This window comes from Halobellus sp. EA9, assembly GCF_051195055.1.
Lineage (GTDB): Archaea > Halobacteriota > Halobacteria > Halobacteriales > Haloferacaceae > Haloquadratum > Haloquadratum rubicundus.
The window spans coordinates 78,387-97,150 of record NZ_JBNTJW010000001.1; the positions used below are offsets into that span (position 1 = coordinate 78,387).

Consider the following 18,764-nt stretch of genomic DNA (forward strand, 5'->3'; position numbering starts at 1 on the left):
CGGGGGCTCAGTCGTTGGCGATCTCGGCGTCGGCGTCGACGTCGGTGTCGGCCCCAGAGCCGGAGATCTCCTCGACCAGATTGTCCTCGATGAGGCCGTAGAGCCCGCTCGGGAGGAAGATGATGAAGAGGATTATCAGGATTCCCTCGACCGCCGTGGCGAGTCCGCCGACGATGGCCGAGAGGCCGTTGTCCAAGAGCAGGAACAGCGCGGCGCCGAAGAACGACCCGACGAAGGTGCCCATCCCGCCGAGGATGACGACGATGAGCGAGTCGACCGTCCACGACACCGCGAGCGTCGACTGCGCGTTGATGTAGAGCGAGTGGTGCGCATAGAGCGCGCCCGCGATCCCCGCGAAGAACGACGAGACGACGAACGCGTACATCTTGTACTTCAGCGGATTTACGCCGAGGCTGCTCGCGGCGTCCTCGTCGTCGTGGATCGCCTTCATCCCGAGGCCGGCCGGCCCCCGGACGATGTAGTAGGTGACGGCGGCGGTGATGACCGTCGCGAGCAGCGTCAGGAGGTACATCATATCACCGTGGGAGATCAGCTCGCCGATCGAGATGTCCGCGTTGATGTAGTAGCCGGTCGCGCCGCCGGTCAGGTCCCGGCGGTCGAGCATCACCAGCTCGATCACGGCCGCCAGCGCCAGCGTCCCGATCGCGAAGTAGTGCCCGGTCAGCCGGAAGACGATCGGCCCGATCACTAACGCGATGAGCGCCGAGGCGACCCCCCCGAGGAGGATCGCCACGAGCAGCGGCATATCCAGCGCCGCGGGCAAGCCCGCGCCGCCCGGCGTGGTCAGCCACGCCGAGACGAACGCGCCCATCCCGAAGAACGCCGCATGTCCCAGCGATATCTGCCCCGCGTACCCGGCGATGAGGTCCCACGAGATGCCCAGCATCACGTAGACGAGTCCGGTCAGGATCAGCCCCGTCAGCGCGTCGGTCGTCGAGAACGGCACGGCCGCGAGCGCGAGCACGGCGACGACGCCGAGCGCCTGCACGCGGCGGTCCTCGGCGAGCGTGCCGCCCGGTTCGCGCTTGAGGAGGTTCACGAGCCACCCCCCGAGCGGAAGAGGCCCTGCGGTCTGACGAGCAGGACGCCCAGGAAGATCAGCAGGCTCACGACGTTCCGGTAGCCGCCGCCGAGGAACAGCGCCCCGAGGTTCTCCGAGACGCCGATCACGAGCCCGCCGACGAGCGTCCCCAGGACGCTCCCGACCCCGCCGAGGACGACCACGGCGAACGTCGTCAGCAGGTACGACCACCCAACATAGGGGTCGATCGGGAAGATCATCGACAGGAGCGCGCCCGCGGCGCCCGCGAGCGCCGTGCCGATCCCGAGCGTGATCACGTAGATGCGGTCGGTGTCGATGCCCATGTACTTCGCTGCGGTGCGGTTCTGCGCGGTCGCGCGGATGGCCTGCCCGGTCTTCGTGTACTGGAGCAGCGCCCAGGTCGCCACGATCAACAGCACCGAGACGACGAACGTGACGGTCCGCGGCAGCGACAGGAACACGACCCCGAGGTCGAACCCACCGCCGGGGATGCCCAGGTCCGCCGTCCGGGCGTCGCCGCCGAGCAGGATGCGGCCCACGTTCTGGAGCACCAACGCGAGACCGAACAGCACGATGATCGGCTGTTCGAGCCCCTCGTCGACGACGTGCTGCAACAGCACTTTCTGGAGCACGACGCCGAAGGCGAACATAATCCCCATCGCGAGGAACATCCCCACGAGCGGCGTGATGCCGGTCGCAGCGAAGATCAGGATCGCGATGTAGGCGCCGACCATCAGCATGTGGCCGTGCGCGAGGTTCACGACGTCCATAATCCCGAACACGAGCGACAGCCCCAGCGCTGCGAGGGCGTAGATGCCCCCGAGCAGGAGGCCGTTCGCGATCGACTGAACGACCAGGTCGCTTGCGACCATCGTTATGCGTGCCCTACCGCGTTCATCGCTCGCTCCACGGCGGGATCGGATACTTGAAATCCAGCGCGCGTTCGGAGTCCGTGTCGGGGTAGGCCAGGCGCTGGGCGCCGTTCCACCACTGGCCGACGGGCGCGGTCAGGCCCGTGGGGATCCCGTTGTCCTGGAAGGTGAAGTTCCCGATGACGGTCTGGAACTCCGTGTTGCGCAGCGCGTTGCGGATCTCCTCGGCGCCGACAGAGCCCGCGGCGGCGACGGCCTGTTCGGCCGTCTGCGTGAGGTTGTAGGAGCCGCCGACGATCACCGGCAGGTACTCCCTGGATTCGTACTGCTGATTGTACGACTCCCGGAGCGCGGCGTTCCCGTTGCCGGTGAGGCCGGGCACCCAGCCGGGACACATCTCCGCGTACTCGCCTGACTGGCCGAGCGCCGACCACCAGGCGGTCGGGTCAGCGCCGCGGACGAACTTCAGCATCTTCGGCGCCCAGTTGTTCGACTTCATCTGGTTCATCGCGGTGATCGCGCCCGGCGGCGTCGGGTTCGAGAGCAGCACTTCGACGCCGGCGCTCTGGGACTGTGAGATGAGCGTCGAGAAGTCCGAGGCGCCGATCTCGAAGGTCTTCCGAAGCGCGATATTGTACCCCGCCTCCGAGAGCGTCCGCTCCCAGTAGTCGGCCTGCTCTTTACCCCATCCGGAGTTGGGCTCCCAGATGCCGACGTTCGACGGCCGGTTCTCCTCGGGGATGAGGCGGATGTTTCCGAGGGTGGCGTCCGCGACGTGCCGGGACTTCGGGAACGGCGCGTACGTCCACTCGTAGTTGCTGTTGTTGTGCGGCGCCTCGTACGCGAACGCGATGCCCAGGAACGGGAGGCCCTGGTTCTCCGCGAAGGCGCTGCCCGCGGTCACCAGCAGGCTGGAGAAGCTCCCCCAGATCATGTTCACGTCGTTGTTCGAGACGATCTGCTGGAGCTGCTCGCGGAGCGTCTGGGCGTTGCTCTCGTCGTCGCGGAGGACGAGTTCGACCTCGCGGTCGAGGTTCTCGTTCATCCGCGCGACGCCGAGTTTGTAGCCGCGTTCGATGTCCTGGCCGACCGAGGAGAACCGCCCGGTGATGGGCGCCGTCGCCGCGATCGTCAGCGGTGCGGCGTCGCCGCCACTCGTCGTGGTGGCACCGCCGGTGTCGGTTTCGCCGCCGGAGTCGCCGCCACCGTCGCCCCCGCCGTCACCGCCACCACCGAGCGTACACCCGGCGAGTCCGGCGAGTGCGACTGTGCCGGTCGCTCCGGCTCCTTTGAGATACGTCCGTCGCGGAATTGTGTCATCACGAGCCATACCGTATCCGACGTTAATTATTATGGAATATAAAAGTATATGGTCGGGCGGGAGGCGTCTCGCGTCTCGCTGAGGCCGCGGATCGGTCGTGTCAGCCGGCCATACACCGAATATTCGATTTCGAACACGACGGCGACGCGCCGAATCGCCGGTTCCCGTCGAGCTCATATAGTGGCGTTTGCAGGTCTTCCACTCGATCGCACGCTGTCGTGCGATCGGATGTGTAATCGGTTGCAAACGCTACTATAACGTCGGCTGTCGTCGGTTACGTGCGGACCGAAAAGGGAACGCGAGCCGGGATCAGGAGGACGGTTCGGCCTCGGCGTAGAGGTTGAACGCCTCGAAGACCGGCCGGTCGGTGATCGCGAGCAGCGTCGCCTCGCCGTGGGGCTCGTGGTGGTGGATCTCGTCCGGCGGGACGATGAAGGTGTCCCACTTGCTCCACTCGAGTGCCTCGTCGCCGACGTGGGTGATGCCCTCGCCCTCGATGACGAAGAACACCTCGGTCATGTTGTGGAAGTGGGGGTCGGTGTCCTCCTGCATCAACTGGGCGCGGAAGGACATCGTCGGGAACAGCGGCGGCTCGCCCGTCGCCGGGTTGACATACGAGAGGCTGTAGCCGTCGTGGGGGTTCGGATCGTTGTTGTCGGCACGCTGTTCGAGCGACTCCACCATGTTCGCCCACTGGAAGCGGTACGGCGGGGTCGGCTCGCGGATGCCGTCGAACGGTCCGGGGATGTCGTCGCCCTGGAGGTCCTCCTGGGCGCGGCCGCGACCGTACTGGGAGGCCCAGTAGCCCTGGCTCTTGGTGACGGGCTGGCGTTCGAGCTCGTGGTACTCGAAGGTGTTCTTGGCGTTGAGCGAGTCCAGCACGAGCGGGAGGTCCAGGACGTCGAGCCACGCCGCGGTCTCGTCGCTCTCGTTGACGTGGTCGTGCCACTCCCACTGCGGGGTGGTGATGAGGTCGTTGTCCTTCATCGGGAACTCCTCGCCCGCGACGACCGTCTTCATGTCCTCGTGGCCGTCGATCGTGAAGCGCAGCGCGTTGGCGCCGTGGCGGTGCGAGGGGGCCGTCTCGCCGGGCGAGACGGTCTGGACGCCCACGTAGATCGTGTTCGAGATCGCGTGGGCGGTGTTGATCGGGACGGCGACCCGACGCTGGAACCCCGGCGGCAGCTCCGAGATCGGCACGTCGCGCTCGATGGCGTCGATCGCCTCCTGCATATCCTCCCACCGCCAGATCTCCGCCTCGGGGTCTTCGAGGGCGTTCCCCATGTCGTCCTCGATCTCCCACAGCGGCTGGAGGTTGTGCTCCTCGAGAATGTCCCAGGTGTCGGAACTCATCTCTAGGAGTTCCTCTGGCTCTTGCTGTGCCATATCGGCACATTGGCAAAACTCGATAATAAGTGTGTTGGACGTCGGCACGCCAACCGATCGCAGACCAGCCGCTGACCGGCCCGAGACGGCCGAGGAGAGATGTGACGTGACCACCGTGGCCGCCCGCGACCCGGACGGACGAGCGATGCGCGGAACGGAGCTGTCGGCTACGCTTCGGCCTCGACCTGCGGCTTCGCCTGGGCCTCGAAGATCTCGGCCGAGGTGAAGAGCTTCCGGCAGTCCTCACAGACCATCTGGCGCTGGATCGCGTACTCCCAGAGCTTGCCGCCGCAGTCTGGACAGTCGAAGTGCGCCTCGACGAACGGATCCTCCGTCGCGTAGGGGTTCTCGAACTCCGCCATACCCCTCGGTTGCCGCGTAACTCTAAAAAGCGTATCGCTCGGCTTACAGTGAGTATCGCAACGTCTCACCGATTCTCGCCGTGCCGTCCGGCGAGGAATCGATCGGGGGTCGCGATACTCACTGCTACTCCTCGGCGTACTCACGGAACTGCGAGTGGATCTCCTCGGGGATCTCCACCGCGCCGCCGCCGCCCGTCTCGGCGCAGACGCGCTGTTCGTAGCCCGAGAACGCCACGGTGTCGTCGATGGTCGCCTCGTACTCGAAGCGGACCGCACGGGTGCTCGGATCGGGCGTGAGCGTGATCCGGACCTCGTCGCCGGCGTGGAGCGGCGCCTCGAACTCGAAGCCCATATCCACGAGCGGGAAGCCGAAGTCGTAGTTCTGCGTGAGGTCCCAGAAGGGGAACCCGATCTCCTGCATAAACATATCCGAGGTCTCGTGGAGCGCGTCCACGATGCGCGGGTAGTGAGCGATGCCGTGCGGGTCGGTGTCCGAGAATCGGACGGTCCAGGTGCGTTCGAACATTACTGATCCTCAAGCACGACAAGCGCGTCGAGGGTCATCACTCCATCGGTCCCCGCCAGCACCGGATTGACGTCGAGTTCGGCGATCGGGTGGTCGGTCACTAAGTCGCCCACGGCCGCGACGGCCTCGGCGAGCGCGTCGACGTCGGCCGGCTCGCTCCCGCGGTATCCCCGGAGCAGTTCGACGGCTCGCAGTTCCTCGATCGCCGAGCGCGCCTCCGCGCGGTCGATCGGCGCGATCCGGTGGCTGGTGTCCTCGAACACCTCGGTGAAGACGCCGCCGAGCCCCGTGAGGACGACCGGCCCGAACGAGGGGTCCCGGAGCCCGCCGACGATCACTTCGGTCCCCCGGTCGGTGTCGAGCGCCGACTCGACGAGGACGTCGGTCTCGATCCCCCGCTCGTCGGCCGCCTCGAAGATCCGGGTCGCCGCCTCGCGGACCGCGTCGCCGGAGTCGAGGCCGACCGCGACCCCGACGCCGCCGGCCCAGTCGCTCTTGTGAGTGACCGCGGGCGAGGCGACCTTGACGACCACCGGGTAGCCGACCTCCCCGGCGGCGTCGACCGCGGCGTCGGCGTCCGCACAGACCGCGAACTCCGGCGTGTCGATCCCCGCCGACGCCAGGAACTCCTTGCCCTCGGCCTCGGTCAGCGTGGTCCGCCCGTCGGCGCGGGCCGACGCGATCGGGGCGGGCTCGCCGGACTCACTCATCGCGGCTCACCTCCCGGCCGTCGGCGTCGGCACCAGCGGCGACGTTCCCGCCGTCCGCGACGGCGTCGTCGTGCAGTTTCGCGTACCGGGCCAGCGCGCCCGCGGCGTCGGCCGCCCGCTCGGGCGTCGAGAAGTAGGGGATCCCGGCGGCTTCGAGCCTCGCGCGCTCCTCGGCGAGGTCCTCTTCGACGCCCTCGCTGGCGAACAGGACGGGCTTTCCGACCCGCTCTGTGAGCCCGTCGAGCGTCTCGATCGGGTAGCCGATCGACGCCTCGAACAGCTCGTAGACGAGGACGATGTCGACCCGCTCGTCCTCGGCGACGGCGCTCACGACGTCGCCGAACGCCGGCATCGGCCGGCCCGTGTCGACGGGGTTGTCGGCGTAGGTGATCCCCGGCAGGATCTCGTCGATCGTCTCCTGGGTTTCGGCCGTCAGCTCGGGGAGCCGGCCGCCGGCGCGCTGGATCCGGTCGGTGATGATGATCCCCGGCCCCGCCTGCGCCGTGACGACGCCGACGTTGGGGCCGTCCGGCTCGGGGGAGTTCCCGAGCGCGGCGGCCGCATCGAGCAGGTCGTCTGTGGCGTCGACCGTCGGCGCGCCGTACTGGGCGAAGCCCGCGGTGTAGAGCTCGTGGTCGCCGGTGAGCGCGCCGGTGTGTGACTCCGCGAAGTCGCCGACGTCGGACTGGCCGACCTTGTACGCGATCACGGGCGTGTCGCTCGCGCGGCAGGCCTCCAGGACGCGCCGCCCGTCGTCCGTCCCCTCGACGTGGAGGACGATCGCGTCCGTCTTCTCGTCGCCGTCGAAGTACTCGATGGCCTCGGCGAACCCCACGTTCGCGCGGTTGCCCAGGCCGACCTCCGCGGAGACGCCGCGGCCCTGACGGCGGGCCTGGAAGGCCAACACGAGCCCGACGCCGCCGCTCTGGGCGACGACCGCGATGTTGCCCGCGGGGATCTCCTCGGCGCCGCTGGCGAACGAACACCGGAGGTCGAGCGCGGGCACGATGAAGCCGCTCGTGTTCGGGCCCAGGAGCGAGATGTCGTGCTCGTCGGCGACCGCGACGGTCGCCTCCTGGAGCTCCTCGCCATCCTCGCCAGCCTCGGCGAACCCGCTGGCGTAGATGACGGCCGCGCCGATGCCGGCCTCGCCGCACTCTTCGAGGACGTCCGGGACGGCCGGCCCCGGCACACAGCAGAGCGCGAGGTCGACGTCGCCGTCGATCTCCGTCACGGACGCGACGAACTCCCGGCCGAACAGTTCGCCCTCGCCCGAGGGGTTCACCGGGTAGACGGGGCCGTCGAAGGCCACCGCGTTCGCCATCGCTTCGTATCCGATCTTGCCCTCGGTGTCCGACGCGCCGACGACGGCGACGCCCGAGGGATCGAACAGCTGTTGCAGCGTCACGCCCGGACATAGCCCGAACTCCATCAAAGCGTTTTCCCCCTGGGTCCGGGAGCCGACGACGGCGGGGTCCGCGGCGCCGTTCGGCGGCGGGAACCGAATCCTCATCGAATATTCCGTAAGTTTATCATCGTGGATGGGATATCGGACGCCAATGACGCTACTGGAAGGACGCGGCCTGACGAAGAAGTTCGGCGGGGTCGTCGCGATCGAGGACGTCTCCTTCACCGTCGAACGGGGCGAGGCCGTCGGGCTGATCGGTCCGAACGGCGCCGGCAAGAGCACGCTCTTTCGGACGATCACGGGCGTGCATCCGCCGACCGAGGGCGAGGTCTACTTCGACGGCGAGGAGATCACCGGTAAGTCCCAACACGAGATCTGCCACCGCGGGCTCGCGAAGACCCACCAGATCGTCCGCCCCTTCGAGAGCCTCTCGCTCATAGAGAACGTCGTCGTCGGCGCCGAGTACGGCGGCCGCGAGTTCGACGACACCCGAGCGCGCGCCCGGGAGATGCTGGAGTTCGTCGGCCTCGACGACCAGATGCACGCCGATCCCGGCGAACTCAGCGTCGGCGGCCTCAAGCGCCTGGAGATCGCCCGCGTGCTCGCGACCGACCCCGAGATGGTGCTGTTCGACGAGGTCGCGGGCGGCCTCGACCCCGAGGAGACCGAGGGCATCATCGACCTCGTCGGCGACATCATCGACGAGGGCAAGACCGTCTTCCTGATCGACCACGTGATGCGCGCGCTGATGACCGTCAGCGAGCGCGTCCTCGTCCTCGACAACGGCAAGCTCATCGCCGAGGGTACTCCCGACGAGATCCAGAACGACGACGAGGTCATCGAGGCCTACCTCGGCGAACACGCCGGCAAGGACCTCTCGGACGCGGTCGCGGGCGACGACGCCGTCGCCGGCGACTGACGCGTTTCCGTACTGCGCCTCCTTACTCCACCTCTCGTACGACCTCCGCGGGATTCCCCCCGACGACGACGCCCGCGGGGACGTCGTCGGTGACGACGGCGCCGGACGCGACCACGGCGTCGTCGCCGATCGTCACGCCCGGGTTGATCACCGCGCGGCCGCCGATCCAGACGTTCTCGCCGATCGTCACCGGCTCGCCGGACTCCAAGCCCTCGGCCCGCGCTTCCGGGTCGAGCGGGTGCGTCGCCGTGTAGACGTGGACGCCCGGGCCGAGCAGACAGCCCGCGCCGACGTCGACCTCGCAGACGTCGAGGACGACGCAGTCGTAGTTGGCGTAGAAGCCGTCGCCGACGTGGACGTTGTAGCCGTAGTCACAGCGGAACGGCGGTTCGACGTGGACCTCGCCGCCGACGGATCCGAGGAGCGAATCGAGGACCTCGTGCCGCGTCTCGGCGTCGTCGACGGCGGCGCGGTTGAACCGTCGGAGGAGCTGTCGGGCCCGCTCCCGATCGGCGACGAGTTCGGGGTCGGACGCGTCGTAGCGCTCCCCGGCGAGCATCTTCTCCTTCTCGCTGTCCATACCCGGGACTGCGGGGCGTCACACAAAGCCGTTCTCCTCGGCGGGCCGCGAAGTTCCAGTCCGCTCCCGACGTGTCGACCTCCGCCGGCTACCGCTTGCCCGCGAAGTCGACGAACCGGGCGATCTTCTCGCTGGCGCCCTCGGTGACGCTCGATCCGTGGTAGACGAGGCCGACCTCGAAGTCGTACTTGAGGAGGTTCGAGAGTTCCTCGTCGGCTTTGGCCACGTCCGCGGAGTAGTAAGCGGTCGGGAGGACGTAGTAGCCCTCCGGCAGGCCGCGGGCGTCGGAGCCGAACAGCGCGTCGCCGATGACGGCGATTCCGCGCGCCTCGTCGACGAGCGAGTGGTAGCCCGGCGCGTGGCCCGCGACCGAGACCGCGGTGAACGGCCCGACGCTGTCGCCGTCGCCGAACCGGTGGTCGACGTCGACGTCGACCGCGACGCCCTCGGGGACCCACGATTCGAGGTCGAAGCGCTCGACCAGGCCCGCGAGGCCGCCGACGTGGTCGGGATCGCCGTGGGTGATGACCACCCGCTCGGGCGTGATTCCCAGCTCCGCGACGGCGTCGGCGACGACGTCGACGGTGTCCTCGAAGCCGGCGTCGACGAGGGTGGGCGTCTCGCCGTCGAAGAGGAACACCCGCCAGCGGGCGTCGTCGGCCTCCTTGACGGTGATGTCGTACACGTCCGGTGCGATCTCGGTGATCCGAGCGTCGGCTGTCATCGGCGATGCATACGACGCCGGGGATCATAAACGTACGTCGGCGGCGCCGCGGGCGCGGCGGAGGCCGCGGAAAATCTCCGGACAGCGAACGCATCGCCATCCTCATTACCGTTCGCCGAGACGACTCGACAATGACGATCTATGCCCAGCGGACTCTCCGCGCGTGCGGCCTCGACCCTCCCCTTCGAGCCGGCCTGGCTCTCGCTCCCGGCGGGCGTCCTCGCCGCCGGTGGCGTGCTGGGATTCGCGCCGCTCGCACCGGACGCGGCCCTGATGCTCGCCATCACGGTCTTCTGTGTCGCCCTCTGGATCGGAACGCCGGTCAAGCCGTGGTTCACGGCGCTGCTCGGCATCGGCCTGATCGGCGTCGGCTTCTCGACGGAGCTGGCGCTGTTCGGCTTCCGCTCGCCCGCGACGTGGCTCGTCGTCGTCGGCCTGCTCATCGGCGAGGCCGCGAGCGAGAGCGGGCTCGCCGATCTGGTCGAGCGCGTCACCCTCGATTGGATGCCCGAGCGGATCGCGACCGACGCGGTCGCGGTGTACCGCTACCTGCTCGTCGTCCTCTCGGCCGGGAGCCTCGCGCTCGCGGTGCTCGTACCCTCGTCGCTCGTCCGCGTCCTGATCCTCGCGCCGATCCTCAAGTCGCTGGGCGACCTCTTCACCGACCGGAGCGCGAAGATCGGGATCTTCCTCGGCCCGCTCTTCGCGACCTACTACGGCGGCTCGGGCTTCCTGACCGCGTCGCTGGCGAACATCATCGTCACCGGGCTCGTCGAGTCCGGGGGCGGCCCCGTGATCTCGTGGGCGCAGTGGGCGCTGTACATAGGGCCGGTGATGGGCGTCGGCCGCGTGGCCGCCATCATCGCCGTGACGTATCTGCTCTACCGGCCGAGCGGATCCGACGCGCTCTCGGACTCCGCGGTCGAGACGGCCGCACCGTCGCCGACCGAACAGCGGATGCTCGCGTTCCTGCTCGTCGGCGTGCTCTTCTGGGCGACCGACTTCGTCCACGGACTGCATCCCCTCTTCGGCGCGGTCGTGGTCGCGCTGCTCTCGTTCGCGCCGAAGATCGGCGTCGTCGACCACACCGCCGTCGGCGAGACGGACTTCTCGATCCTCTTTTTCCTCGGGGCCATCTTCGCCATCGCCGAGGGGCTCCGGCGCACCGCCTTCACCGACCTGGCCGCTGAGACGCTGCTCTCGTACCTCCCCGCGGACCCGTCGCTCCCGCTCGTGTTGGTGTTCGTCACCGCCATCTCGATCGGCCTCGCGTTCCTGATGGAGGGGCTGGCGGTCGCGAGCGTCATCACGCCCGTGTTCGTCTCGTTCGCCCAGAGCGCAGGCCTGCCGCTGGTGCCGATCGCGATGATCGAGGCCGTCGCCCTCAACGGCTACTTCTTCCCGTATCAGTCCGCAGTGCTCGTTGGGATCCTGGGCCTGGGCGTCGTCGACTCCGTCGAACTCAGCCGGATGGCGAGCCTCTGTACGATCGCGACGTACCTGATCTTGCTCCCCATCCAGATCGGCATCTTCGTCCTCCTGTTCTGAGGATTTTGAGATAGAAAATCGGGCGCCGTCAGTCGGTCGGCCCGCTGCCGCCGGGCTCAGTCGAAGTGCTTCTCGACGAGCTGTTCCCGGAGGATCGTTCCCGTGTCCGACCGCGGGAGCTCTTCGCTCGTGATCGCGTACGCGCGCGGCCGCTTGAAGTCCGCCAGCCCGTCGTGCTGGAGGCAGTACCCGTCGAGTTCGTCCTCGGTGAGTTCGACGTCGTCGGGGACGACGACGACGGCCGTGACGACCTGACCCCACTGCTCGTCGTCGCGGCCGAAGACGCAGGCCTCGGTGACGTCGGGGTGGTTCCCGAGCACCCGTTCGACCTCCGCGGGGTAGACGTTCTCGCCGCCGCTGACGATCATGTTGTCGACGCGGTCGACGATGTAGAGGTAGCCGTCCTCGTCGACGCGGGCGACGTCGCGGGTGCGGAGCCAGCCGTCGAAGTAGGACCGCTCGGAGGCCTCCTCGTTGTCGATGTACTCGTGGGACATCCCCGGGCCGCGGGCGATGATCTCGCCGCGCTCGCCGGGGTCGACCTCGGCCTCGGGGTCGGGGTGTTCGTCGATCGGCGCGGTCTCGACCACGCGGATCTCCCAGGTGAACGACTCCTTGCCGATCGTGCCGGGGTGGTCCTCCTGGACGCTCGGGTGCGCGAAGGTGAGGTCCGGGCCGGCCTCGGTCATCCCGTAGGTGTTGTAGACGTGCTCGGAGAGGTGCTCGTGGGTCGCCTCGATCAGGTCCTCGGTGACGATCGCGCCGCCGGTGCGGATGTACTCCAGGGTGCTCGTGTCGTAGGTCGCCCCCTCGCCGCGCTGGATGTCGTTGAGGGTCTTCAGCTGTGTCGGGACCGCGAGCAGCCCCGTCACGCCGTGTTCCTCGATGAGCTCTAGGGCCTCCTCGGGCTCGAACGTCGAGTGGAGTACGACGGTCGCGCCCGCGACGAAGTGCGGGTACAGCCACGCGTCTGTCGTCACCATATGGTACCACGGCGAGGTACAGAGCGCGACGTCCGTCTCGTCGATGCCGTGTTCCATCACGGGCTGGATCGCGCCGTACCAGAGCTGGTCCTGGTCGAACTGGACCGTCTTCGGAACGCTCGTCGTCCCGCTCGTGTGCAGGACGGCACACTCCTTGCCCGCCGGCAGCGACCCGTCGAGGTCGGCGTCGGCGCCGTCGAGGACGTCCTCGTAGGACTCGACGTCGGAGTGGTCGACCGCCTCCTCGCCGGCGTGGATCGCCGTCTCGAAGGCGTCGCGGTCGAGCAGTTCCAGGGCGGCCTCGACGTTGTGGTCGTCGAAGACGAGGATCTCCGCGTCGGCCGTGTCGGACATGCTCTTGAGCTCGGCGACGGTCGCGCGGTAGGAGAGCTGGACCGTGGAGACGCCGCGCTTGTTGCCCGCCCACATCGACTCGATGGCGGAGACGTCGTTGATCGTCAGTACCGCACACCGGCCCTCCCCGACCCGGTCGGTGAGGGCGTTCGCGAGGCGCGTGCTGCGCTCGTCGAGTTCGGCGTAGGTGAAGGAGCGGCCCTCGTCGGTGATGAGCGCGGGCTTGTCGGGGTGACAGCGGACCGTGCGTGCGAGCGCGTCGTTGAGTTTCATGGTAGACGTGTTAGGAATGGACAAGCCAACTGCAACATTAATTGTTTTGATTCCCCAGGGAGACGGCCGCAGACGACCGCTGCGCCGCGCGTCGAATCTCGCGGATTTATCAGTTCCCGGCCGGAATAGACCCGTATGTCGCGGGCGATCGCCGACGCGCTGGCCTACGTGCGACCGACGTTCATGCTCCCGGCGGTCGGGATGTCCGCCTACGGCGCGCTGCTCGCTCCGGCCGCCGCGTTCGATCTCCGCGTCGCCGCGCTCCACGCCGTCGCGGTCGGCGTCGCCCTGTTCGTCGCGCACCTCCGGGACGGCCTCGTCGACGGCCACGTCCGGGAAGAGGAGGACCCGCGGCTCTCGGTCGCGGCGTTCCGGTGGGGCATCCGCGCGGGAGTCGCCCTCGGAACCGCGCTCGCGGCCGGCCTCTCCGTCGTGGCGGGGCCGCTCGCCGGCGCCTCGATCGCCGGGCTCCTGGCGCTCGCGCTCCTCCACGCGCCCTACCTCGACAGACACCCCGTGACGGTCACCGTCGACTACCCGGCCGGGATCGCCCTCGGGATCGTCGGCGGTTACGCCGCCCAGAGCGCAGCTCCCTCGCCCGGCGTCGTCGCGGTCGCGGCGCTCTTCTTCGGTCTCCTGGCGGGGATCAAGGTCGGGATCGACGCGCTCGACGCCGACTTCGACCGCTCGATCGACAAGCGGACGGTCCCCGTCGCCCTCGGCCCGCGCCGCGCCGACCGCGTCGCCGGCGGGATCTTCGGGCTCGTAACGCTCGGGACCCTGGGGGTCGCGGCCGCCGGCACCGTCGGCGCGCTCGGAGTCGACGCGCCGTTCGTTCTCGCGGCCGCTCTCGGCCCGCTCGGCTGCCTGGCGGCGACGGCGCTGACGGGGGGCGAACGCACGGTCCGGCTCCAGATGGGACTGACCTACGTCTTCGCCGGATTCCTGTTCTTCGGGGCGTGTGTCGGCCGCTGTGCGGGCGCGGCTCTCGTGAGCCGAGCGCTCGGAGCGGTCGGAATCGCCTGAGGCGTGCGGTCGGTGACGAGAGCCGACTATCGGTACGCGAGCGAGAGATCGATCTCGTCGGTCGCGGCCTGGAGGTGGTCGATGACCTCGGTCTCGCAGCGCTCCTTCGACATCCGGTGGGCCGGGCCGGCGACGCTCAGCGCGCCCTGGACCTCGCCGTCGACGATGAGCGGGACGCCGATGGCGTGGATCCCCTCCAGGTCCTCCGCGAGGTTGAGAGCGTAGCCCCGGTCTCGGATCCGTTCGAGTTCCTCGAAGAGCCGCCCGCGGTCGGTGATCGTGTTCTCCGTCCGCGCGGGGAGGCCGTGCTGGTCGAGGATCCACCGGACGGTCTCGTCGGGGAGGTGAGCCAGGATGGCCTTGCCGCCGGAGTTGCAGTGCATGTGCTCCCGGGTCCCGAGGAGCGCGTTGACGTTGATGTCGTTGTCCCCGGCGCGGCCGTAGACGTAGATGAGCTTCCCGTTCTGGTGGGCGATGAGCCAGGCCATCTCGTCGGTCGCCGCCTCCAGCCGATCGGCGGCGGCCATTCCCGACTGGAAAATCTCCAGTTGGCCCCGCACGTACTGTCCGTACTCGAAGAACTTCAGGCCGAGGTGGTACTCCCGGCCGCGCTTGACGACGTACCCGCGGTCGGTGAGCGTCGTCAGATGGCCGTGTGCAGTGCTCTTGGCGATGTCGAGGCCCTCCGCGACCTCGGTCACGCCCGCGCCGTCCCGCTCGCGAAGCAGTTCGACGATGTCGAACAGGGTCTCGTCGGATTGGATCCCGCGTCCGCCGGACGCTCGCCGTGCCATACGTTTTCTCACGCGAGAACGGATAAGAATCTATCGTGTACGTTCCTCCGTCGTCGGTTCCGCGACGGTTCCTCCTCGCACACAACTGTTCGTCACCATCGAACAATCGGCTTACTCAGCCGCGAGATAACAACCGTACGGGTGTTACCAGTCCGACCGCGTGTTTTCAGGAGCAAAACAGAAGTCGGAGCACGGACCCGTCGGCCGCTCGCCACGAGAGGGCGCGGACCGTCGGCGGTCTATCGACCGACTGACGCAAATTGTTCGATAGTGTCGAACGGCGGTGTCACGGCGCCTCGTCGCGGCCCAGTCCCGCATCGCGGAACCGCGCCGCGAGGTCGACGTAGGTCTCGTGCGTCCGGCGGATCTGCTCGCGCTGATCCTCGGTGAGGGGTCTGGTCTCCGCCGGGGTCCCGTACGCCAGATGACCGGACGGGACGGTCTGGTCCTGCCTGACGACGGCGTTCGCCGCGACGATCGAACCCTCCTCGACGGTGGCCCCGCGCATCACCGCGCTCTGCATCCCGACGAGGCAGTGGTCGCCGACCTCGGCGTAGTCGACGACGGCCCCGTGCCCGACGGTGACGCCGTCTCCGAGCCGCGCGCCGTGGAGCGTCGTGAACTCCTGGACGTTCGTCTCCTCGCCCACCTCGACGCCCGTTCCGTGCCCGCGGAGGCAGACGAACGGCCAGACGCTCGCGCGGGACTCGACGGCGACGTCGCCGACGAGGTACGCCATCTCCGAGACGAACGCGCTCTCGGCGACGCGCGGTTCCGCACCCTCGAACGCTCGTTGCATAGCGCCCGGTTCGTCGTCTCGGATGATAAAACGGCCGACGACGGTCGACCCATCGTTGTTCGATACTGTCGAACAGTTGTGCCGAAGCGGTTCCGCTCGGTGCCCACGCACACTTCGGGTCGGAGTCGTGACCGGATTTCGACCGCCCCAGCGCGGAGAAAACGACCGCGGAATTATAAGTAGGTGGCCGGCAGAGTGAATGTATGGTCCAAGTACTGCTCGCACTCGACGACGACATCCCGCAGGCCCGCGCACAGACCAACGCGATCAAAGACATCGTCGAACCGGCGGGGAGCGCGGAGCTGTACATCCTCCACGTCTTCGGCGACAACCCCGAAGGGGCGTCCGTCCAGCAGGTCGAGGCCGTCCGCGAGGCGCGCGAGCGTCTCGAAAGCGACAACGTCGACGTCCACCTGCTGGAGGCGAGCGGATCCCCCTCCGACGAGATTCTCCGCTTCGCCGACGAGTACGACGTCGATCAGATCTGCGTCGGCGGACGGAAGCGCTCGCCCGCCGGCAAGGCGCTCTTCGGGAGCGTGACCCAGGACATCATCCTCGGTACGCACCGCCCGGTCCTGGTGTGCGGCAGCGCCGCAGAAGACGAAGAGTAACGCGCCCCGCGCCGCCGAGGTCTCACGGCCGGCGAGAGCAAAGATCGGATGCACAGAACGGAAAACGGGAACCGAAAGGACGGACACGAGCCCGGCGTGAACCGTCCGCTTACTGGTCTTCGATCACGGAGTTGAGGTTGCGTTCCAGTTCCTCGACGCTGCGGCGGATTTCGGCGACCTGATCGGTCTGCTGTTGGTTCGCCGTGGCGAGCTCGGCGACCTCGTCGGCGATGCGTTCGACGCCCTCGACGGTCGAGCCAAGCATCGCCGAGATGTCCTCGGCGCTCGTCGCCTGCTCGTCGGTCGCGGTCGCGATCTGTTCCAACTGCTCGGAGACGTCCGCGATCGCCTCCTGGATCTCCCGCTGATTCGCGTTCACCGCCTCGATCTGGGACTCGATCTCGTCGACCCGGTCGCTCGTCTGTTCGATCCCGTCGACCGTCTCCGCGGCGATGGTCGCGATCGATTCGACGAGCCCCTCGATCCGCTCGGCCTCCTCCTTGGACTCCGTCGCGAGCGACTTCACCTCGTCGGCGACGACCGCGAAGCCCTCGCCCGCCTCGCCCGCGCGAGCGGCCTCGATGGAGGCGTTGAGCGCGAGGATGTTGATCTGATCGGCGATGTCGTCGATCACCGCGACCACGTCGTCGATCTCGTCGACGCGCTGTGCGAGGTCCTCGGCGTCGCCGGCCATCCGATCGCTCGCGTCCGCGACGTCCTCGACCGTCTCCAGCAACTCGGTCGTCGACTCCTCTGACTCGGTCGCGAGCTCTGCGGTCTCGGAGCTCTGGGTCGAGATGGTCTCGACGCTCGCGGCGACCTCCTCGGTCGTCGCGCTGAACGTCTGGATCTCGTCGTCGACCTCTCTGACGTGTTCGGCCTCCTCGTCGGCGACTTCCGCGATCACGTTCACGTTCTCTGTCACCTGCGAGGACGCCGTCTCCAGACCGCTCACGGTTCCTTCGAGGTCCCGCTGGACCTGCTCTTGGACGCGCTGCATCGACTGGCGCTGTTCGACGAGGTCCGTCACCCGGTAGAGGACCTCGAAGGAGCCCACCACCTCGCCGCTTGGCGAGGTGAGCGGGACGCCCATCGCCCGGCCGTGGCCCTTCTCGCCGTTCGTGTTCGTGATCGTCCGGACGTTCGTCTCCCTGATGCGCTCGCCCGTGCGGGCGACCTTCTCGGCGAGCGTCTCGGTGACGTCCTCGGTCCCGATGACGTCGTGGGCGGGCTTGCCGAGGGTCTCCGCGGCGGGGATGCCGACGAACGACTCCTGGGCGTCGTTCCAGTGGGTCAGTCGCCCCTCGTCGTCGACGGCGATCACGGGCTCGGGGAACTCCGCGGCGAGCTGATTGAACATGTGCCGCCAGTGGTCGCGCTCGGCCCGGTAGCGTTCGGTTTCGTCGTCGATGTGCGAGAAGTCGGGGGCGAGCGTCGCCTCCTGGGTGGCCGGGACCTGCTCGTTCTGCGGGGCCGGGCTGTGTTGTGCCATTGCGGTGCGATGGTCTTCACCGGCTCATTAATGTTTGTGGCCGATTTTCACAGGTGATACTGGTGTGAGACGGCCCGACACGCGACGAGAGGAATCGCTATCAGTCGTAGTCGCGGCCCTTCACGAGGGCGGTCGTCTCGTAACTGACGACGACCTCGTCGCGTTGGTTGTGCGCTTCGATGCCAGTCGTGACGTAGCCCCGGTCGTCGTGGCTGCCGGAGGGCCGCTTGGCGAGGATTTCGGTGTGCAGTTCGAGGTGGTCGCCCGGCCGCACCGGATTCCGCCAGCGGATCTTGTCGGCGCCGACGCCGGCCAGGGCCGCCAGCGGGTCGGGGTCCTGATTGAGCATCCGCATACACATCGCCATCGTGTGCCACCCGGAGGCGACCAGTTCGCCGAACATCGAGTCCGCGGCGGCCTCCTCGTCCAAGTGGAACGGCTGGGGATCGTACTTTGCGGCGAACTCCTTGATCTCCTCCGCAGTCACGTCGTAGGAGCCGTGAACCGACGTCGATCCGACCTCGACGTCCTCGAAATATCGCATATCGGAGTTCTCGCGGGCCCGCGTAGAAAATCCTTCGACGGCGTCGACGTCCGGCGGCTCGGAGCGGGGTGCCGGCTGTGAGCGTCTCACGAGCGGACCGGAAAAGTTTACATAGGGTAGTCCAAAGATCCGAGTATGGCGCAACCGGACGACCTCAAAGCGGCAGCCGAGGAGGCTGAGGACCTGCCAGACCCCCGCGACATCGTCGCCGAGGACGAGGAGATTCCGCTGGAGGACCTGTTCGACGCGGAGTTCATGGCGGAACACACCGACTTCGAGACCTTCGACGAGATGGTCGCCGCCAGCCCGTCGGCGGCGTCGTCCGCGGCCGAGCTCGAACTGGTGCCCGACGGCGAGTGGGACGAGTTCGTCGCGGAGACCACCGGCTTCGACGACGAGGAGGAACTGGTGTTCGCCGCCCGCGACCACTGGGTCGCAAAGCAGCTCGGACTGGACGCGTAACCGCTGC

General features: G+C 68.1%; 20 protein-coding genes. 5 read left to right on the forward strand and 15 right to left on the reverse strand.

Going from position 1 to position 18,764, the window contains the following annotated elements; translation table 11 throughout:
- Positions 1–7: 7 nt before the first annotated feature.
- From ACQUQ0_RS00380 to ACQUQ0_RS00415, 8 genes are all read right to left on the reverse strand, one after another.
- On the reverse strand, positions 8–1,060 hold the full coding sequence (locus ACQUQ0_RS00380; protein WP_435182508.1) for a branched-chain amino acid ABC transporter permease: 1,053 nt from the start codon (positions 1,058–1,060) through the stop codon (positions 8–10).
- Positions 1,057–1,935: a branched-chain amino acid ABC transporter permease gene (locus ACQUQ0_RS00385; protein WP_435182509.1), complete on the reverse strand. Its 879-nt coding sequence runs from the start codon at positions 1,933–1,935 to the stop codon at positions 1,057–1,059. Before ACQUQ0_RS00385 ends, ACQUQ0_RS00380 begins: the two co-directional genes overlap by 4 nt.
- Positions 1,936–1,957: 22 nt before the next feature.
- A complete protein-coding gene (locus ACQUQ0_RS00390; protein ID WP_435182510.1) occupies positions 1,958–3,265 on the reverse strand; it encodes an ABC transporter substrate-binding protein in 1,308 nt (435 codons plus the stop codon).
- A 300-nt stretch (positions 3,266–3,565) separates the two neighbouring features.
- Positions 3,566–4,642 (reverse strand): cupin domain-containing protein, encoded by a 1,077-nt coding sequence (locus tag ACQUQ0_RS00395; protein ID WP_372388894.1) that lies wholly within the window; start codon positions 4,640–4,642, stop codon positions 3,566–3,568.
- A 167-nt stretch (positions 4,643–4,809) separates the two neighbouring features.
- Positions 4,810–5,004, reverse strand: a complete 195-nt coding sequence (locus tag ACQUQ0_RS00400; RefSeq protein ID WP_372388892.1) for a hypothetical protein — start codon at positions 5,002–5,004, stop codon at positions 4,810–4,812.
- A 124-nt stretch (positions 5,005–5,128) separates the two neighbouring features.
- Entirely contained in the window at positions 5,129–5,530 is a 402-nt protein-coding gene (locus tag ACQUQ0_RS00405) for an acyl-CoA thioesterase (protein WP_372388889.1), read from the reverse strand.
- Positions 5,530–6,240 carry an acetate--CoA ligase family protein gene (locus ACQUQ0_RS00410; protein WP_435182511.1) on the reverse strand — a complete coding sequence of 237 codons (711 nt, stop codon included), beginning with the start codon at positions 6,238–6,240 and terminating at the stop codon, positions 5,530–5,532. Before ACQUQ0_RS00410 ends, ACQUQ0_RS00405 begins: the two co-directional genes overlap by 1 nt.
- Positions 6,233–7,672 (reverse strand): CoA-binding protein, encoded by a 1,440-nt coding sequence (locus ACQUQ0_RS00415; protein ID WP_435183024.1) that lies wholly within the window; start codon positions 7,670–7,672, stop codon positions 6,233–6,235. Before ACQUQ0_RS00415 ends, ACQUQ0_RS00410 begins: the two co-directional genes overlap by 8 nt.
- Before the next feature lie 127 nt (positions 7,673–7,799).
- On the opposite strand from ACQUQ0_RS00415, the gene ACQUQ0_RS00420 reads away from it, so the two are divergent.
- Entirely contained in the window at positions 7,800–8,567 is a 768-nt protein-coding gene (locus ACQUQ0_RS00420) for an ABC transporter ATP-binding protein (protein ID WP_435182512.1), read from the forward strand.
- A 22-nt stretch (positions 8,568–8,589) separates the two neighbouring features.
- Here the strand turns inward: ACQUQ0_RS00420 and ACQUQ0_RS00425 are convergent, their stop codons facing one another.
- The gene (locus ACQUQ0_RS00425) at positions 8,590–9,147 is read right to left on the reverse strand and encodes a sugar O-acetyltransferase (RefSeq protein WP_435182513.1); all 558 of its coding nucleotides are present in this window, start codon (positions 9,145–9,147) and stop codon (positions 8,590–8,592) included.
- Positions 9,148–9,235: 88 nt separating this feature from the next.
- The gene (locus ACQUQ0_RS00430) at positions 9,236–9,871 is read right to left on the reverse strand and encodes an MBL fold metallo-hydrolase (RefSeq protein ID WP_435182514.1); all 636 of its coding nucleotides are present in this window, start codon (positions 9,869–9,871) and stop codon (positions 9,236–9,238) included.
- A 141-nt stretch (positions 9,872–10,012) separates the two neighbouring features.
- Here ACQUQ0_RS00430 and ACQUQ0_RS00435 point away from each other — a divergent pair, with 141 nt between their 5' ends.
- Entirely contained in the window at positions 10,013–11,419 is a 1,407-nt protein-coding gene (locus tag ACQUQ0_RS00435; protein ID WP_435182515.1) for an SLC13 family permease, read from the forward strand.
- A 56-nt stretch (positions 11,420–11,475) separates the two neighbouring features.
- Here the strand turns inward: ACQUQ0_RS00435 and ACQUQ0_RS00440 are convergent, their stop codons facing one another.
- A complete protein-coding gene (locus tag ACQUQ0_RS00440) occupies positions 11,476–13,029 on the reverse strand; it encodes a class I adenylate-forming enzyme family protein (protein WP_435182516.1) in 1,554 nt (517 codons plus the stop codon).
- 135 nt (positions 13,030–13,164) lie between these two features.
- Here ACQUQ0_RS00440 and ACQUQ0_RS00445 point away from each other — a divergent pair, with 135 nt between their 5' ends.
- Positions 13,165–14,055 (forward strand): UbiA family prenyltransferase, encoded by an 891-nt coding sequence (locus tag ACQUQ0_RS00445; RefSeq protein ID WP_435182517.1) that lies wholly within the window; start codon positions 13,165–13,167, stop codon positions 14,053–14,055.
- A 26-nt stretch (positions 14,056–14,081) separates the two neighbouring features.
- Here the strand turns inward: ACQUQ0_RS00445 and ACQUQ0_RS00450 are convergent, their stop codons facing one another.
- A complete protein-coding gene (locus ACQUQ0_RS00450; protein WP_435182518.1) occupies positions 14,082–14,849 on the reverse strand; it encodes an IclR family transcriptional regulator in 768 nt (255 codons plus the stop codon).
- A 286-nt stretch (positions 14,850–15,135) separates the two neighbouring features.
- Entirely contained in the window at positions 15,136–15,648 is a 513-nt protein-coding gene (locus ACQUQ0_RS00455) for a gamma carbonic anhydrase family protein (protein WP_435182519.1), read from the reverse strand.
- 203 nt (positions 15,649–15,851) lie between these two features.
- Between ACQUQ0_RS00455 and ACQUQ0_RS00460 the strand changes: the two genes are divergently transcribed.
- Positions 15,852–16,259, forward strand: coding sequence for a universal stress protein (locus tag ACQUQ0_RS00460; protein WP_435182520.1), 408 nt, complete (start codon positions 15,852–15,854; stop codon positions 16,257–16,259).
- 109 nt (positions 16,260–16,368) lie between these two features.
- Here the strand turns inward: ACQUQ0_RS00460 and ACQUQ0_RS00465 are convergent, their stop codons facing one another.
- Together ACQUQ0_RS00465 and ACQUQ0_RS00470 are read right to left on the reverse strand one after the other, a co-directional pair.
- Positions 16,369–17,751, reverse strand: a complete 1,383-nt coding sequence (locus ACQUQ0_RS00465; RefSeq protein ID WP_435182521.1) for a methyl-accepting chemotaxis protein — start codon at positions 17,749–17,751, stop codon at positions 16,369–16,371.
- A gap of 100 nt (positions 17,752–17,851) precedes the next feature.
- On the reverse strand, positions 17,852–18,295 hold the full coding sequence (locus tag ACQUQ0_RS00470; RefSeq protein ID WP_435182522.1) for a MaoC family dehydratase: 444 nt from the start codon (positions 18,293–18,295) through the stop codon (positions 17,852–17,854).
- A 135-nt stretch (positions 18,296–18,430) separates the two neighbouring features.
- Here ACQUQ0_RS00470 and ACQUQ0_RS00475 point away from each other — a divergent pair, with 135 nt between their 5' ends.
- Complete coding sequence (locus ACQUQ0_RS00475) at positions 18,431–18,757, forward strand: hypothetical protein (protein WP_435182523.1); 327 nt, start codon at positions 18,431–18,433, stop codon at positions 18,755–18,757.
- The last annotated feature ends 7 nt before the right edge of the window (positions 18,758–18,764 follow it).

Excerpts from the sequence above, each read along its gene's own strand:
- ACQUQ0_RS00475 (WP_435182523.1), top strand. The coding sequence starts at position 18,431 with ATGGCGCAACCGGACGACCTCAAAGCGGCAGCCGAGGAGGCTGAGGAC.
- ACQUQ0_RS00445 (WP_435182517.1), top strand. The coding sequence starts at position 13,165 with ATGTCGCGGGCGATCGCCGACGCGCTGGCCTACGTGCGACCGACGTTC.
- ACQUQ0_RS00420 (WP_435182512.1), top strand. The coding sequence starts at position 7,800 with ATGACGCTACTGGAAGGACGCGGCCTGACGAAGAAGTTCGGCGGGGTC.
- ACQUQ0_RS00460 (WP_435182520.1), top strand. The coding sequence starts at position 15,852 with ATGGTCCAAGTACTGCTCGCACTCGACGACGACATCCCGCAGGCCCGC.
- ACQUQ0_RS00425 (WP_435182513.1), bottom strand. The coding sequence starts at position 9,147 with ATGGACAGCGAGAAGGAGAAGATGCTCGCCGGGGAGCGCTACGACGCG.
- ACQUQ0_RS00470 (WP_435182522.1), bottom strand. The coding sequence starts at position 18,295 with ATGCGATATTTCGAGGACGTCGAGGTCGGATCGACGTCGGTTCACGGC.
- ACQUQ0_RS00405 (WP_372388889.1), bottom strand. The coding sequence starts at position 5,530 with ATGTTCGAACGCACCTGGACCGTCCGATTCTCGGACACCGACCCGCAC.
- ACQUQ0_RS00465 (WP_435182521.1), bottom strand. The coding sequence starts at position 17,751 with ATGGCACAACACAGCCCGGCCCCGCAGAACGAGCAGGTCCCGGCCACC.
- ACQUQ0_RS00400 (WP_372388892.1), bottom strand. The coding sequence starts at position 5,004 with ATGGCGGAGTTCGAGAACCCCTACGCGACGGAGGATCCGTTCGTCGAG.
- ACQUQ0_RS00430 (WP_435182514.1), bottom strand. The coding sequence starts at position 9,871 with ATGACAGCCGACGCTCGGATCACCGAGATCGCACCGGACGTGTACGAC.
- ACQUQ0_RS00415 (WP_435183024.1), bottom strand. The coding sequence starts at position 7,672 with ATGGAGTTCGGGCTATGTCCGGGCGTGACGCTGCAACAGCTGTTCGAT.
- ACQUQ0_RS00410 (WP_435182511.1), bottom strand. The coding sequence starts at position 6,240 with ATGAGTGAGTCCGGCGAGCCCGCCCCGATCGCGTCGGCCCGCGCCGAC.
- ACQUQ0_RS00455 (WP_435182519.1), bottom strand. The coding sequence starts at position 15,648 with ATGCAACGAGCGTTCGAGGGTGCGGAACCGCGCGTCGCCGAGAGCGCG.
- ACQUQ0_RS00450 (WP_435182518.1), bottom strand. The coding sequence starts at position 14,849 with ATGGCACGGCGAGCGTCCGGCGGACGCGGGATCCAATCCGACGAGACC.
- ACQUQ0_RS00385 (WP_435182509.1), bottom strand. The coding sequence starts at position 1,935 with ATGGTCGCAAGCGACCTGGTCGTTCAGTCGATCGCGAACGGCCTCCTG.
- ACQUQ0_RS00440 (WP_435182516.1), bottom strand. The coding sequence starts at position 13,029 with ATGAAACTCAACGACGCGCTCGCACGCACGGTCCGCTGTCACCCCGAC.
- ACQUQ0_RS00390 (WP_435182510.1), bottom strand. The coding sequence starts at position 3,265 with ATGGCTCGTGATGACACAATTCCGCGACGGACGTATCTCAAAGGAGCC.
- ACQUQ0_RS00395 (WP_372388894.1), bottom strand. The coding sequence starts at position 4,642 with ATGGCACAGCAAGAGCCAGAGGAACTCCTAGAGATGAGTTCCGACACC.
- ACQUQ0_RS00435 (WP_435182515.1), top strand. The coding sequence starts at position 10,013 with ATGCCCAGCGGACTCTCCGCGCGTGCGGCCTCGACCCTCCCCTTCGAG.